Below are 14,994 nucleotides of genomic sequence, written 5' to 3'. Positions count from 1 at the left end.
ATATTAAATTGAAATGTTATGAGTACAAGATTTTTTTACACAGAAAAGCCAAAATACTGGTGGCTGTCATTACTGATTGGGATATTTGCTCTTATTATGGGTATATGGTCGCTCGTTACACCTGATACAACACTCGTTGCTCTCACAGTTTTCTTTATAGCTGCTTTCTTTATCAGTGGTATTATCGATATCATATACGCTGTTGCTAACAGAAAGACCTCGAGTAACTGGGGGTGGCCATTGGCCGGAGGCATTATAGACATTATATTAGGTGTATTACTTATCTCTTTACCGATGCCTTTAGTAACTACAATGCTGGTATATTTCATCGGTTTCTGGATACTGTTCCGTTCTATCCTTACGTTAGGATTTGCTTGTGAACTTCAGCAATACGGGGTGAAAAACTGGGGATGGCTATTGGCTTTATCTATTTTAGGGATACTGTTTTCTATTTTCTATATGCTTAGCCTGATATTCAATGGTATCTTTGTTGTTATGCTTGTATCGCTTGCTTTCCTTACATACGGTATTTTCAGGATAGTATATGCTTTCAGGCTGAAATCGATAAATGATATTATTAAGAAGGATTAGATTGATATAAGGAATTACTCTTATTTGAAACAGGTCTGTAATTTGGCAGATCTGTTTTTTTAGTGATAAAGAGTCTGTTGGTCTTTTGGTTTTTCTATTATCTATGTTAATTAAGTCAGAGAAGCTTGGAATTTAAATTATATTAGGTATTTTGGTATTCATAACGATTAAATATCTAGCAAGCCTTAAATAGAATAAGTGAGACAATATTACAGCACAAAACTTTGTATCTGATATAATTTTGTTTTTTTATGATACAAAAATACTAGTAAGCTTTCCCGGATGATATCTATTTTTGAAATTGATTAAAAGAAGCTAAGTGCAACTTCCCAATATTTGAGTTTCACTATTTTATTCACAGAAAAACACGATTTAACCTCAAATTTCATTACTATGATGAAAAAGAAACTAACACTAAGTTTAGGGCAATCGGGTATTTGGGTAATGATAAGGAGAACGTGCATCTTTTTAGCACTGTTCACCATATCCTCATATACCTCTATGTTTGCCGAGAATCTACCTGCCGAACTAGGTATTGTACAACAAACCTCTAAGGTGACAGGTCATGTAAAAGATTCAAATGGAGATCCGTTAGTTGGAGTGGTTGTTCAAATTAAAGGAACAAATACTGCAACTACAACCGATGCAGACGGTCAGTATGAAATTACAGCCCCTGCTGATGCTACATTGATTTTTTCATATGTAGGATTTGTAAAACAGGAGATTGCGATTAACAACCGGAAAGAAATTCTTGTCACAATGGTAGACAATAATACGCTCGACGAAGTAGTCGTAATGGGTTATACTACCCAGAGGAGACGCGATGTATCGGCATCTGTTGCCAAGATCGACATGAAATCTATCGAACAGAATCCGACAGCATCGCTCAGTACTTTGCTTGCCGGACAAGCTCCCGGACTGCAAACGGTAATACGTAGCGGTATTCCGGGTGGTGCAGGCGGCGGATTGGTTATCCGTGGTAATACTTCACTTTCTTCCAGCGACGGATTGGGAGGATTGAGTAATCCGTTGTATATAGTCGACGGAGTGCCTATGTCTTTACAGGATGTAGCCGGATTTGGAGCTACAATGAACGATTATCTATCCAGCCTTAACCCTAATGATATCCAGTCTATAGATATCCTGAAAGATGCAGCAGCTACAGCTATTTACGGTTCTCGCGGTGCCAATGGTGTAATCATTGTGACTACAAAAAAAGGGACCAGCGGGAAAGCCCGTGTAAATGCCAGCGTAACACTGGGGGTTATAACAACACCTGAAAAAATGGAAGTATATATAGGTGAGGCCGAGAGACAGGAGAAGCTTAATTATTTCAAGAGGACATTGACAAACCTGTTTGGAGAGCAGGCATGGGTCGATGTGCGAAATGGATATGAAATAATGGGATATGCATTACCATCGGTACTTACGGATAAGTACAATCCTGCATTCAACAATGCTTACGACTTTCAGGATATGTTTTATCGGAGTGGTTTCACTCAGAACTACGATGTCAGCATAGACGGTGGTGGAGAAAGTAACTCTTACCGTGTAGGTATAGGACATTATAAAGAAGATGGGGTATTGGTTGGTTATGGTTTCTCGCGTACATCCATTAATGCAAGCTTGATTAATGATATCAATAAGTATTTTCATAACGAATTCCAGATGCGTTACAGCTATCTGGACAGAAAGGGCGGATTGAAAGAAAGTCTCAGCAATTCAGAGAAGAATTTCCTGAAAGCGATGCCATCCAGTCCGACTAATCTACCGTCTTCTTTATTCTCCCGTACAACTGAAGAATTGGACAGAATGTCGGGTGAGCTTGGTGAGATATATAATAAAGATAAGACGCATGACTTGACTATCAGTGACGCTTTGCGGATAAATTTCTCCGAAAACCTGTCATTGAACAGTCAGGCTTCCTTGTCTTTGCTTTTTACTAATAACGACTATTTTATACCATCTACAGCGAGATCGGACAACAAGAGCTTTGCCAACTCCGAATCATCTACGATGTCTACTGTATTGGCAAATACAGTATTGAATTACTATAAGGATTTCGGCGAAGACCATTCAATTGTAGGATTATTAGCAGCTGAGATCAATACGAATACACAGCAACGTACATGGACGGAAGTTTTCGACGGTCCATCCGATTACATGAAAGTGATACAGGGTTATAAGAGCGAGAATACAAAAGGCTTCTCGAATAAGGTAACTACTAATATGCTATCCTATTTCGGAATGCTTTCGTACGGCTACAAAGAAAACAGATATAAAGTGGAAGGTGTAGTCCGTCGCGATGCTTCATCCCGTTTTGGAGCCAATAATAAATGGGCCACTTTCCCTTCTGTAAAAGTACACTGGGCATTCTCCAAAGAACCATGGATGGAGGGGCTTTCCAGTTGGCTCGACTTTGGTAAGCTGCGTTTTTCATGGGGTAAATCCGGATCGGTTGATGGAGACCCGTTATTGCAATACAATTCGCTTGAGCCTATAAGCAATATAGGAGCCGGAATGTACGATTTCTATAAGAATAAAATGGATGTGAAAACGTACGGGGGAAAATCCCTTCTTGTAAGTAATTTCGATAGGGTTGCCAATAAAGACCTGTCATGGAATAAGTCGAAAGAACTGAACTATGGTATCGATTTGGAATTATTCAATAGAAGATTATTTATAACAGGAGACATATATTCCAAGTATCTGGCGGGTTTGGTGTACACATCTAATCTCGCACCATATGTAGGTTATAATTCCCTACGTTCAAATCTTGTAGACATGGTCAACAATGGCTTTGAGCTAGGTATTACGGGCTATCTCTTCCCACGTCAGAGTGACTTCCAGTGGGAATGGACGTTGAATCTAGCGAAGAATAAATCTAAAGTTGCTAAACTTGGAAATGGAGGCCGCGATTATATAAGTGGTGACTATGCTTTCGTGGTTGGTCGCCCGGCATTCCAGTATTATACATATGAATATGCAGGAACTTTAGATTCGTTCGATGACCTTCCGGTAAATCCCATGACGGGTGAAGCAATGAAGTATCTCTGGGGTGATGCAGGACTGGCATTAGGTCTTCAGGGCCGTATATTCCCAGGTATGCCATTATTTACAGACGTGAATGGTGATTATATGATAGATGCCGGTGATTATGGGAATGACAAGAAGATTATAGACGATAAATCTCCGGAACCAAAAGTGATGGGTGGATTACATACGACTATCCGTTTTAAGAATTTATCGCTTCGTGTACAATCTTCTTTTGCTTTCGGTCATCATATTTTCAATACAACTTTACAGGAACAATTGACCAAATTCGACAATATCGATCAGTTCTTTAACTCTGCTCTATATAAATTCGACAGCAAAAAGTTCTGGGAAAGACCGGGAGATGGTTCTTACTATCCGATGATTTATCTCGGATATTCCGACGGAGGATCGGTGAGGGCTTTCCGCAGATCATCCATGTTTATCGAAAAAGGAGATTACTGGAGTCTGGATAATATTACATTGTCATACAATCTGCCTGATAAATACGTATCGAAAATAGGCCTTCGGGGTGTAAACGTATATGGAACTGCACGGAATGTATGTATGTGGAAAGAGTCGGGAGTTTTTGATCCTCGTCAGGTTTCAAAACTCGGATATTACAACGGATCGGGATATCCTCTTTCTTCTACTTTTCTTTTCGGTATTCAATTTCAATACTAATAATAAATCATATTCTGATGAAAAAGATACTAATCATATTATTATGTCTTCCATTCTTACACGGATGCGACGACTTTCTGGAACCGGAACAAATAAATCTGGTTTATAATGAAGTGTTCTGGAAAAAGCAAAGCGATGCCGAAATCGGACTTTTGGGAACATATGCCCTTTATCGCGCATTGATGATAGATTCTAAAAACTGGTATCAACGTGGGGATGCTACAACCGGATTCCTGAAAAAAGGATGGAACGGCGGTTCCCCTGATGCACTATACAGACCGGGAGATTTTTCTTCTGTATCCAGCGATCAAAAATCATGGGGCGGCCTTGAAGATTATGCCGACTGGTCTAATTTTTATAAAGTTATTGCTCAGGCAAACCTTGTGATAGCAAAAATAGACGAAATACCGGAAGATAAATTCAGCGAAGGAGGCAAAGACAAATTGCTGGGCGAGGCCTATTTTTTACGGGCGTTAGTATATTTCAATATACTAAGAATATGGGGCAATGCACCATATATAAGCGAAGCGATCGAATCTTCTACTCAGGTTATCGATGGTGATCTCACACCTATAATGAGAGCCAGAACCAAAGATATCGAGATTGCAGGAAATGTACTTTCGGATGTCAACAATGCAGTAAGCAAATTGAAATACTCTTCACCGGGTGATGAAGGCTGGGGAATAAGAGCCAATAAGGCTTCTGCCGAAGCTCTTGCCGGACATGCTAATATGTGGATGCATTTCCTTGCTCAACGTGACGGTCTGGCAGACAAAGACCAATACCTTACAGCTGCTATTACTGCGCTGGAATCTTTGCGCACGAACGGTAATTACAGCTATGTAGACTATACGAGAGAAGACGCTATTGAAAAACTCTATAAAGGAGGTTCGACCGAAGCCGTTTTCGAACTCAACATATCTTACGACCAGAATGAATCTTACCGTGTGGACAGAAGCGGTGTAGAATCATTTACATGTAAACTGGTTCCATTAGATAATGATGAAACTAAAGATAGGGCATCTTATATCAATTTTATACCTAAGTCTCAGAAATCACTGATGTATCCCGAATATGATATAAATACAGGTAAAGGTGATGTAAGGGCTAACCTGTTCTTCAAAGTATGGGACTCTCCATACGAAGATCCGTTTAGTGATGTGAGCCAGACTTCTACCGACAGGAATCTTGTAACATGGATGCAAAAATACAATATGGTTACAGTTGATCCTATGCGCGCATGGAATGAGTACATTGCTTATTTTGCCGAAGCTAATATCCCTGTATTCAGATATACAGATGTAAGTTTGCTTTTGGCCGAAGCTTATTGCAAAATAAATCAGCAGGGAAAAGCATTGCCTATAGTGAATGAGATTAGAAGCAGAGCGGGCCTTGGAGCATATTCAGGAAGCGATTTATTGAAAGAAGTCTTGCAGCAACGTATATGCGAACTGTTTGGAGAAGGACACCTTTTCTTCGATATGGTGAGGAATAATTATTTCCCTAACCAGCAAGTAATGGAGAAAGCCAGATATGATCAGCAAGGTTATTATTGGCCGGTATCCAGCTATATCCTGACTTCAAATAAGCAGGTATCTCAAACCCCATATTGGAATGGTAAAACAAAATGGTAAAAAATAATATTATGAAAAAGTATATATATACAGGCATCATTGCCTTAATGGCTACGGTTTTTATTTCATGTAGTGATGATTATATCATTGGTGGTGAAATAAACGAAACCAACAGGATGGATATCTCCACTTTTGAGCTTTTGAGCCGTATGGAAGAAACTCAAACGGTAGCTACATTATTTGAGAGAGCCGGGTTGAAAGATGTGGTAAATGGAGATGTTACTATCGTTGCCCCAAATCAATGGTCGGTTAACCGATATTTACGGCGTCGCTATAATCAGGCATTACGCATCGACCCGAATGCATCGCCGGTAACTATTGATGATATTACTGCAGAAGAATTGAAGAAAATGGGAGCATACATTCTTCCCGGAAAGCTTTGGAGAGAAACTATCCCTAAAGAAGGGAAGCAAGTAGTAGCACATGACGGTACAGAAGTATTTATCAGCATAGACAGGACTAATACCGATCCAGGAGCAGCGTGGGATGGAGCTGGAAGGCCAGGAGATGGCTACCAATACTCGAACTTTATGGAGGAAGTCCCTTATATAATACATGTGCATTTCAAAAGGGGTGATAACTGGGAATGGACAGCTAATGAACGTACTAAGATGGATGGCCAGTACAATAATCCCGAATGCGATCAGGTATATCGTATGTATGTGTCGGACATATTGACCACGAATGGAGTAGTCCATGTATTGTATCAGGGCGATAATAGTTTTTCAGACCATGCGTATTATCATTCGTTATTCTTCTTTGGATCAACAACTGACGATAAATTATAACTTTAAAAACCGATTACTATGAATAAATATATCTATTTACTGCTATTCTTATTTATGGCTTCCTGCTATGAAGGATCTGATTCAATCGGATTCTTAAGTGACGATATATATCTGAAAGGAGGCGATACTCTTTATTTACCTATCGGCGGAAAAGGACAGACTGATTATGCATGGCTGGATAATTCGTCCATCCCTTGTATTTTTAGCATCGAAAATGTCCGTGATAAATCAGGAAACCGTTCCGACCAATTCTTTAAGGATTATATGTATCGTGCATGGATTAAACCTTACGACTTCCTTACCGATAAAACGGAAGAAGCTATTATGGCCAAACTAGAGGACAGATTACTGCCTTGCTTTATGATCAATCCTACAAACGGGCAGCTTCAGTATTTAGAGACTACGACTAACCTGACAGGTCCGGGCGATGTATTTCATGTAGATGTAAGGGTAACCAATTCAAGTGGATCGAAAGTTTATCCCGATTATGCCATATTAAAGCTAACCTCTGATAGCCGAGCGTTTGTATTGAACGAAGTGATTAATGGTATTTCCATTGTCAAAGACGGAGGAAATAACTTTGCTCTTTATGATATAATTAATGGAGATCAGCCGGACTTTGTTACCCGTAGGGATAATATATATGCCGATAATGGGAAAGAATTTGCTCGTATACATAAAATATCCAATGAACCGGAGATCGGTATAAAGGTAATCTTCAAACTGGTTGACAGTAAGGGTAAAATATTCAATGCTGCAGATTATGCGACCTATGCTGCCGGAACTTATAGTTATATCGATCAGTCGATTAACAGGCAGAATACTCCGGAAGGTATGATAATGGAATTCCCGACTACACCGTGGCCGGTAGATGTAAACTTCATGTCGTATCTGAAGGGGCCTACTTTTACAGATATGAGCACTATTGATCTGGCCGGAATGTCGACTGCTTTCCGTGCAGGTAGTTTGCCAAGCTTGGTAGCTCCTGATGCGTGGCCGGCCAATGATTGGGCAGATGCTTCTGCATGGTTTGTAAGAATCAGGTCGAAGATAACTTTTTACGAAGGAGGAACGTGGGAAATATCATGTGTTGTGCCATATACTTCGGTTGACGGAACTTTCTAAACATAATATATTTCAGCCCGAATCTAACCAGATTCGGGCTGAATTCTATCATATATTTTAATTGTTTTGTGTAGTTATATTAATCTTAAAAAAACAAACAGATTATGAAAAGTATGAGACTTTTAGTATTGGTGTTGTCCGTTTTTTTATGTTCATTTCAGGCAAGCGCCGGTTATGATAAAGATAAGGAACAGGGTGAGTTAATAACTTTGAACGATTCTGCATCCCATGAAGCACAATGTTCGCATGTAAGTTCCCATAACAATGCTACAAATTGTATATGTAATGCTGCTTCAGGTTTTGTGTCTTGTAGCCAGATATATAATACACAAATGAATGTAAACTGTTTTTGGAATTGGAATGAATCATCAATATCTTCTGTAAAGATGATTTTAAAATATACTATTCAGCTTCAACAATATTCCCGAGAAGAGACTGTATATAAAGGGAATAATAATTTCGTGATAAAATTCCCTCATTTTATGCCGGAAGAGGAGGGTTATGTAGAAGCATTCATATATTGCCCAACTCATAATAAGGTAGCTGCAGGAACTTTCACTACTTTCAGAACACCTATTCCTTAATCCCATTATCAATTCAGTACTTAGAAAAATAAGGCGGAATATCGATTCTGCCTTTTTTCTTTTGTAGTAGGAGAAAGAAAACGGGCCTCTTAACACAAAGAAGCCCGCATAATATCCCTTATTACCACTTGTTTAAACCTGTTAATCGTAGTGCTCTATGAATCGTAATACTTATTTTCTGGTAACGGGGAATTCTGTTATACGTAGTGTTGTACATCCGTAGGGGATGAGTTCTATAGTTTCTTCCGGGCCTGTTTCAGCCTGATATTGCGAACTGAAAGGTTGTGGACCTGCCGAACCGTCATATTTTATCCACGCAGGCAGACGTTTACCTTTCGCTTTTATCGTAACAGATGAACCTGTCAGTGTCCATGGATATTTTGCCATATTGCCGGACTTTTCCACGACAAAATACTTCTCTATATTCTCTTTCTTTACATGCTCTTCAATCAGGCAGTAATTCCATGGCGAATCAGATTTCACCTCGTAATACCAGTCGCCGAAACGGTCACCATATTTTCTGTCGTCAGCAACTCTTTGCCAGTTCTCATTCATTTTCAAAGCGTAAATGAGCGGTCCTCTTTCTACTACCACTGAGTTTTCGTACCATCTGCTAATATCTACTTTCATTGGTAAATGCAATACTACTTTGTCGCCGGATTTCCAATCGCGATTAATCTTGACAATCTCCCCTGCAATTATTTCTTCAGTTACAGGATTTCCATTAATAGTTATACTGGCATTCGTGCACCATGCTGGTATCCTCAGATGCATAGGAAAAAAGGCAGATTTTACTTTCTTATCTTCAAAAGCCAAATTGAAAGTTACCGCTTCATCAAAAGGATAATTGGTCGTTTCTTCTACATTCACAACGATATTGTTTGCAACTTTCATCCTCACTTTTGCAGGAGCATACACAAGCGCCGCAATTCCGTTATCATTGGTCGCATAGAATAAGTTTTGCATGAATTTAGGCCATCCCTGATGCATATTCGATGTACAACAAGGGTAGCCGGTAAGTTCACCCATCAGTTGATCTGTTCCTTCGTATGCTGTAACGAAGTTGCGCTTATGTCGCGAAATCTCAATCTGGTTAAGTTGCTGATAGTATTGCCTTGCATCGAAATTATCTGTTATCTGGGTCGGTAGAGCATTGTACGACACACGTTCCAGATGATCGGCCCATTGTACATCACCTGTTATCTCCAGCATTTTCTCCAGTGAGAACATCATTTCCACGGCAGTGCATAGTTCCGACCCTTGCGTCGGACTACCGAACCTCAATAATTCATCTCCCGCCCACAATCCGGTGGGATAACCGATTGTATTACGTATATCGTTGACGGCTTTTTTTACAGATGAAATCTGTTTAATATCTTTATTCTGCTGGTAATAGATCACAGGCTCTTTAAATCCCTGAGCCAGATTCACACAATGCAGGCTGTAAGGCCGTTTCAGATGATCCTGGTGTAGGAATATATCTGTCCAGTCGAGTGTCTGCTTATGGATTAATTCGCCCAGATCGAGCAGGAATTTATCCCCAGTAATATTGTACAGCCAATATACCACCATCAGGTTATCCCCGCCGCGTTGCTTACCCCAGAATGTCCAGTTATCGAGCGGTGTGTCAGGCAACTTTTCAAGCTGGTATTTAAAATATTTAGTCAAAAAATCTATGACTCTCTGATCTCCCGTAGCAGAATAGTATTGCTGCATCACTTTCAGAACTACCATGCGCGGCCACCAGTCATGCGAATTGTTGCGTTGCAACCCCGACTCTGCAGGACGGTCGGTATCCGGACCAAAAAATCCGTTCTCTTTTTGTGACGACAGCGTCCATTCTATCCAAGGCTGTACTTTTGCTTTCAATGCCTCATCGTTCAATGAGTAGGCGAGGGGCAGAAGCCCGTCTATCCAGTAAGGGCCGCGTTCCCAAACGTCGCCGTCTCCTCCAAGCCAGCCGTTACGGCTGCCCATTACCTTTTCATATACTTTGTCGAGATTACCAGTGAGTCCTGTGCGCATACGGATCATTTGTTCCTCGAGCCAGCCTGCGGGTCTGATACATCCTATAGGCAGTTCTATATATGGCTTTTCTATCAGCGGATAACGGTTATTCGGGTAGTTTATATTACCGTAAATGCTATTATCTGCCGTTAACCGGGGTGCAAACAAGCAGGTTAATAGCATCAATGAAATAAGGTTTATTCTTTTAGTTATCATATATTTATGTTTATTATATGTGTTCATCTAAAATAAAAAAAGTAACAAAAGTAACAGAAAACAATATGCTAATTGGTAAATATGTAAATGTGCCAATTGTCCAAGCGAGAAAATTCATAAGTTATAATTCATAACTATAATTATTTTAATTTTTGTTAACTACATTTTGTTAAAAAGTAACAAAAGTAACGGATTATACACTTTTTCGTAAAACATATTTTTTTACTCTTATTTTCAGTACTATTATCAGCTACATTATATAGATAAAGTATTGATAATTAGTTCACATTTTCTTTTATTATCGGAAATTCGGATATCCTAAGCGTGGTGCATCCGTAGGGTATAAGTGTTACTTTTTCTTCCGGAATATCGTTCGTACCCGGCCCGTATATCATCCTGCTATAGGGTAGGGGCCCCGCCATATCATTGTATAATTTCCACGAAGGTATTTGCTTCGCTTTTGTTTTTAACTGTATAGGTGCGTTGGCAAAAGACCATGGATAGTTACTTTTTACCTTTTCCTTATCTATAAATACTTCGAATACTTCGGCAGGATTATCATAATCGAAATTCATTATTCCGTAATTCCAATTAGACTGAGGAAGCACTTCAAGATAGGTTTCTCCATAGATACTATCCGGTTCATCTATCGTGTGTTCCACCCATTTTTCTTCTATTTTCAATGCATACACTAATGGCCCGCGGATTACAGAAATGGAATTTTCATACCAGTTTTCTATTTGGATATGCATCGGTAGTTCAAGCTGTATTTTATCTCCGTCTTTCCATTTACGGTCGATAACAGCTATTGTATTACCTTCATATTCTTTATATAGATTTCCATTAACTGTTACTTTTCCCGATTTACACCATGCGGGAATCCGGAGATGAAAAGGGAAACGTACTTCTTTTACGTTTTTATCCAACAGATTAAATGTAAAGTCCAACTTATCATCCATAGGGTAAAAAGTATCTTCTGTCATTCTTACCCTTATATTTTCGGCTACCGTGGTTTCAACTTCCGAAGGGGAATAATTGAGTGCAGCCAGACCTCCGTCATTTGTGCTGTACCATAGGTTTTGGGTAAATTTAGGCCATGCCTGATGTAAATTCGAAGTGCAGCAGGGGTATCCTGTGAGCAGTCCGTATATGAGGTCTGTTTCCCCATGATTTATGTCGAAGTTGTGAATGTGTCGCGTAATCATCACCTGATTGGGTTGCTGAAAATACTGGCGGTTCATAAAATCATCTGTAATCTGTGTAGGCAAGGCGTTGAATGCAATGCGTTCCAAATGGTCGAGAAACTGAATATCGCCTGTTATCTGGCTCATTTCTTCCAATGAAAACATGAGTTCGGCAGCAGCACATAACTCCGAGCCTTGTGTAGGATTATTTCCATGTATGGCTTCATCCCCTCCGTACATTCCCTGTGGCTGCCCGTGAAACTGACGGATATCTTTAAACGCCTTTTTTACTGCGTCGATATATTTCTTATCCGGATTTTGCTGATAGTATATGATCGGTTCTTTAATTCCCTGTGCCAGATTCACACAGTGGATTGTATTTATACGTGTTAGGTCATCCCTGTTGAGGAACATATCTACATAATCGTAACTTTGTTTATGCAGCAGTTCGCCCAAATCAAGTAAATATTTTTCTCCTGTAAGATTATACAACCAATATACAATCTGCAGGTTGTCGCAGGCACGGTATTCTGCCCAGAAAGTCCAGTGTCCCAACGGCTTTTCAGGTAGAGTATTGAGCTGGTAGCGGAAATAGCGTTTCATAAATTCTATAATGCGCTCGTCTCTTGTAGCCGAATAATATTGCTTCATATATTTCAGCACTACCATGCGCGGCCACCAGTCCTCTGAATTGCTGCGCTGCAGACCTCTTTCTTTAGGATAATCTTTGTCAGGGCCGAAAAAACCGTCTTCCCGTTGACTCTTTAGTGCCCATTCTATCCACGGCTGAGCCTTATCTTTCAATTCCTTATCATCCAGTATATAGGCCAGTGGAATGAGCCCGTCTATCCAGTAAGGTCCTCTTTCCCATTGATCTCCGTCGCCGCCCAACCAACCGTTGCGGGGACCCATTACTTCGGGATAGAGCTTATCCATCTGCGAAGTCATGCCGTTTCGTTGACGTTCGAGTGTTTCCCTGAGCCACCCTTTGGGTTTAATTGTACCCAGAGGTAACTCGTTATATGGTTTGGAGATGAGAGGATGTCTGTTATTCGGATTCAGGCCGTTAACAATGCCGGAAGAAAGCAAACCGCTCATAATGAGAAGAATTAATGCGATGTATTTATATTTCTGTTCCATACCTGTCGTTATTAAACTTGTCCGGTCTATTTTTTAACGGCAATGCCTGATACAATCTGTGAACTTATTTTCCGTCATAATCGATCCAGACTTTCATTTTGCCCGGCTGTCGATTATCCCATGCATAGTACGGGTTGAGTATATATGTCTTGTCTGCATTGGTGGCTGCAATAGATACAACACCGCCGAGTAAATCCTGTTGGAAAGAAGTATTATATGTAGTTGACGGATTAAGAAGCATATTGTCGAAATCAGTGTTATCTGCTTCTTCTGCACAATATACCAGCGGCCCTCTCTGAATAGCCCTCTTACCGATATTCGCTTTCACGCGCGGGTCGGCTGCGACAACTTCTACCGGCATATCCATCGTATATTCTATCTTGTCGCTTTTTTTCCACAGGCGGTCGATTGATATGTAACCGTTTTCAGTTTTTGCGTCCGCTTGTTTTCCGTTTATTGCCAAAGTATATTTCTTGCACCAATCCGGCAGACGCAATTTGAGTTCAAAAGATTTATCTTTATCCGGGTCTATTGAAATCGCTACTTTTCCGTCCCATGGATATTCGGTTTTCTGACTTACTGCTATATCTGTACCACTTAGTTGTACTTTTGTATCATTGCCGATAAAAAGATTAACCCATAATGCATCATCGGATGTGGCATATATATAGCTGCCAATCGACGGCAGGAAACGGGATATCTGGCTCGGACAGCAAGCTGTACCGTACCATGGTTTGCGATGATGATTACCCGATGAGGCCAGTGGATTAACATAGAAGAATCTGTCTCCCGAAAGTGATATTCCCGCAAGAGCGCCGTTATACAAGGAACGTTCCAGTACGTCTATATATTTACTGTCGCCTTTGAGCATATTCATCCGCTGATTCCAGAATACCATTCCCACCGATGCGCAGGTTTCGCAGTATGCTTCTTCGTTAGGCAGGTCGTAGTCTTCGGTAAAACCTTCATTTTTACGTGACGAGCCTATACCGCCCGTCAGGTACATTTTGGTATGTACTACATCATCCCACAATCGGTCGAGGGCCTTTATATAAGTTGTATCTTCTGTTATGGCTGCATAGTCGGCCATACCTGTAAACATATACATAGCACGTACAGCATGTCCGCTTATCTTCGCCAGATCTTTTACCGGTTTCAGATCCTGATAGTAGTCTTTTGCTTTCCAGTCGGCTTTGTCGTGCCCTCTCTGTTCGAGCAGCCAATGCGCCAGATTCAGATAACGTTGGTCATCTGTTACGCGGTACAGTTTAACAAGTGCCAGTTCGATTTCCTGATGTCCCGGTACCCAGTCCCGTTTTCCTTTACCGAATGTGTTATCTATATGGTCGGCATATTTTATTGCCACATCTAATAACGAACGTTTTCCTGTAGCATTGTAATGAGCTATTCCTGCCTCGATAAGATGTCCGCAACAGTACATCTCATGCTTATCCATATTAGTCCAGCGTTCGTCCAGATTATTCAGCTGGAAATACGTCATCAGGTATCCGTCGGGAAGTTGCGCCCCTGCTATTTTTGCAATTATACTATCCAGCTTTTTTTCCAATTGGGGATCGGGGTTATTCATCAGAGAATATGAAGCACCTTCCAACATCTTATACAGGTCGGAGTCGTCATATACCAAACCTTTAAATTCGCCCTCTTCCATTTTGGCGGCAATGGCGAAATTCTTGATACGCTGTGTTTCGTGTTCACACTGATGAATGCAGGCTTTGAGAGTAACATCTGCATGTGTTTTCAGGCGGGGAGTCCAGAAATTATCCGTAATTTTTACTTTCGAGAAATTGACTGGATAATTCTTCTGAAAGTTGTTTTCCTTATTTTTAGTGCAGTAAGTGAATAAAATAAGGCATGACAATAATATAAAATGTATTGTGCTTTTTTTCATGATTTAAGGCTAATCTTGTAAAACATAAGCACAAAATAATGGTATTATAAATAAAAATAATTTGATAATTTTCTCATTAAATGAAAAAATCATATCATT

9 protein-coding genes are annotated in these 14,994 nt (G+C 40.2%); 6 read left to right on the top strand and 3 right to left on the bottom strand.

Annotated elements, in window-relative coordinates; translation table 11 throughout:
• Nucleotides 1-18: 18 nt before the first annotated feature.
• The 6 genes from K348_RS0111240 to K348_RS0111215 all read left to right on the top strand — a co-directional run bounded on the left by K348_RS0111240 (nt 19) and on the right by K348_RS0111215 (nt 8,439).
• Nucleotides 19-591 (top strand): HdeD family acid-resistance protein, encoded by a 573-nt coding sequence (locus K348_RS0111240; protein WP_029905053.1) that lies wholly within the window; start codon nt 19-21, stop codon nt 589-591.
• Between the two features lie 393 nt (nt 592-984).
• Entirely contained in the window at nt 985-4,308 is a 3,324-nt protein-coding gene (locus K348_RS0111235) for a SusC/RagA family TonB-linked outer membrane protein (RefSeq protein WP_081852559.1), read from the top strand.
• A 17-nt stretch (nt 4,309-4,325) separates the two neighbouring features.
• The gene (locus tag K348_RS0111230; RefSeq protein WP_029905051.1) at nt 4,326-5,942 is read left to right on the top strand and encodes a RagB/SusD family nutrient uptake outer membrane protein; all 1,617 of its coding nucleotides are present in this window, start codon (nt 4,326-4,328) and stop codon (nt 5,940-5,942) included.
• Nucleotides 5,943-5,953: 11 nt separating this feature from the next.
• Complete coding sequence (locus tag K348_RS0111225; RefSeq protein WP_156032863.1) at nt 5,954-6,730, top strand: hypothetical protein; 777 nt, start codon at nt 5,954-5,956, stop codon at nt 6,728-6,730.
• Nucleotides 6,731-6,748: 18 nt separating this feature from the next.
• Nucleotides 6,749-7,855, top strand: a complete 1,107-nt coding sequence (locus tag K348_RS0111220; protein WP_029905049.1) for a DUF5007 domain-containing protein — start codon at nt 6,749-6,751, stop codon at nt 7,853-7,855.
• 104 nt (nt 7,856-7,959) lie between these two features.
• Nucleotides 7,960-8,439 carry a hypothetical protein gene (locus K348_RS0111215; protein ID WP_029905048.1) on the top strand — a complete coding sequence of 160 codons (480 nt, stop codon included), beginning with the start codon at nt 7,960-7,962 and terminating at the stop codon, nt 8,437-8,439.
• 171 nt (nt 8,440-8,610) lie between these two features.
• Here the strand turns inward: K348_RS0111215 and K348_RS0111210 are convergent, their stop codons facing one another.
• The 3 genes from K348_RS0111210 to K348_RS0111200 form a co-directional block, all read right to left on the bottom strand.
• Nucleotides 8,611-10,662 (bottom strand): beta-L-arabinofuranosidase domain-containing protein, encoded by a 2,052-nt coding sequence (locus K348_RS0111210; RefSeq protein ID WP_029905047.1) that lies wholly within the window; start codon nt 10,660-10,662, stop codon nt 8,611-8,613.
• A 278-nt stretch (nt 10,663-10,940) separates the two neighbouring features.
• Nucleotides 10,941-12,986 (bottom strand): beta-L-arabinofuranosidase domain-containing protein, encoded by a 2,046-nt coding sequence (locus tag K348_RS0111205; protein ID WP_029905046.1) that lies wholly within the window; start codon nt 12,984-12,986, stop codon nt 10,941-10,943.
• A 64-nt stretch (nt 12,987-13,050) separates the two neighbouring features.
• Nucleotides 13,051-14,895: a glycoside hydrolase family 127 protein gene (locus tag K348_RS0111200; protein ID WP_029905045.1), complete on the bottom strand. Its 1,845-nt coding sequence runs from the start codon at nt 14,893-14,895 to the stop codon at nt 13,051-13,053.
• Nucleotides 14,896-14,994: the final 99 nt, after the last annotated feature.

The sequence above is a fragment of the Prevotella sp. 10(H) genome (genome assembly GCF_000711235.1).
In the GTDB taxonomy this organism is placed as follows: domain Bacteria; phylum Bacteroidota; class Bacteroidia; order Bacteroidales; family Dysgonomonadaceae; genus Dysgonomonas.
This window is presented reverse-complemented; position numbering and strand designations above follow the sequence as displayed.

Excerpts from the sequence above, each read along its gene's own strand:
- K348_RS0111240 (WP_029905053.1), top strand. The coding sequence starts at position 19 with ATGAGTACAAGATTTTTTTACACAGAAAAGCCAAAATACTGGTGGCTG.
- K348_RS0111235 (WP_081852559.1), top strand. The coding sequence starts at position 985 with ATGATGAAAAAGAAACTAACACTAAGTTTAGGGCAATCGGGTATTTGG.
- K348_RS0111230 (WP_029905051.1), top strand. The coding sequence starts at position 4,326 with ATGAAAAAGATACTAATCATATTATTATGTCTTCCATTCTTACACGGA.
- K348_RS0111225 (WP_156032863.1), top strand. The coding sequence starts at position 5,954 with ATGAAAAAGTATATATATACAGGCATCATTGCCTTAATGGCTACGGTT.
- K348_RS0111220 (WP_029905049.1), top strand. The coding sequence starts at position 6,749 with ATGAATAAATATATCTATTTACTGCTATTCTTATTTATGGCTTCCTGC.
- K348_RS0111215 (WP_029905048.1), top strand. The coding sequence starts at position 7,960 with ATGAAAAGTATGAGACTTTTAGTATTGGTGTTGTCCGTTTTTTTATGT.
- K348_RS0111210 (WP_029905047.1), bottom strand. The coding sequence starts at position 10,662 with ATGATAACTAAAAGAATAAACCTTATTTCATTGATGCTATTAACCTGC.
- K348_RS0111205 (WP_029905046.1), bottom strand. The coding sequence starts at position 12,986 with ATGGAACAGAAATATAAATACATCGCATTAATTCTTCTCATTATGAGC.
- K348_RS0111200 (WP_029905045.1), bottom strand. The coding sequence starts at position 14,895 with ATGAAAAAAAGCACAATACATTTTATATTATTGTCATGCCTTATTTTA.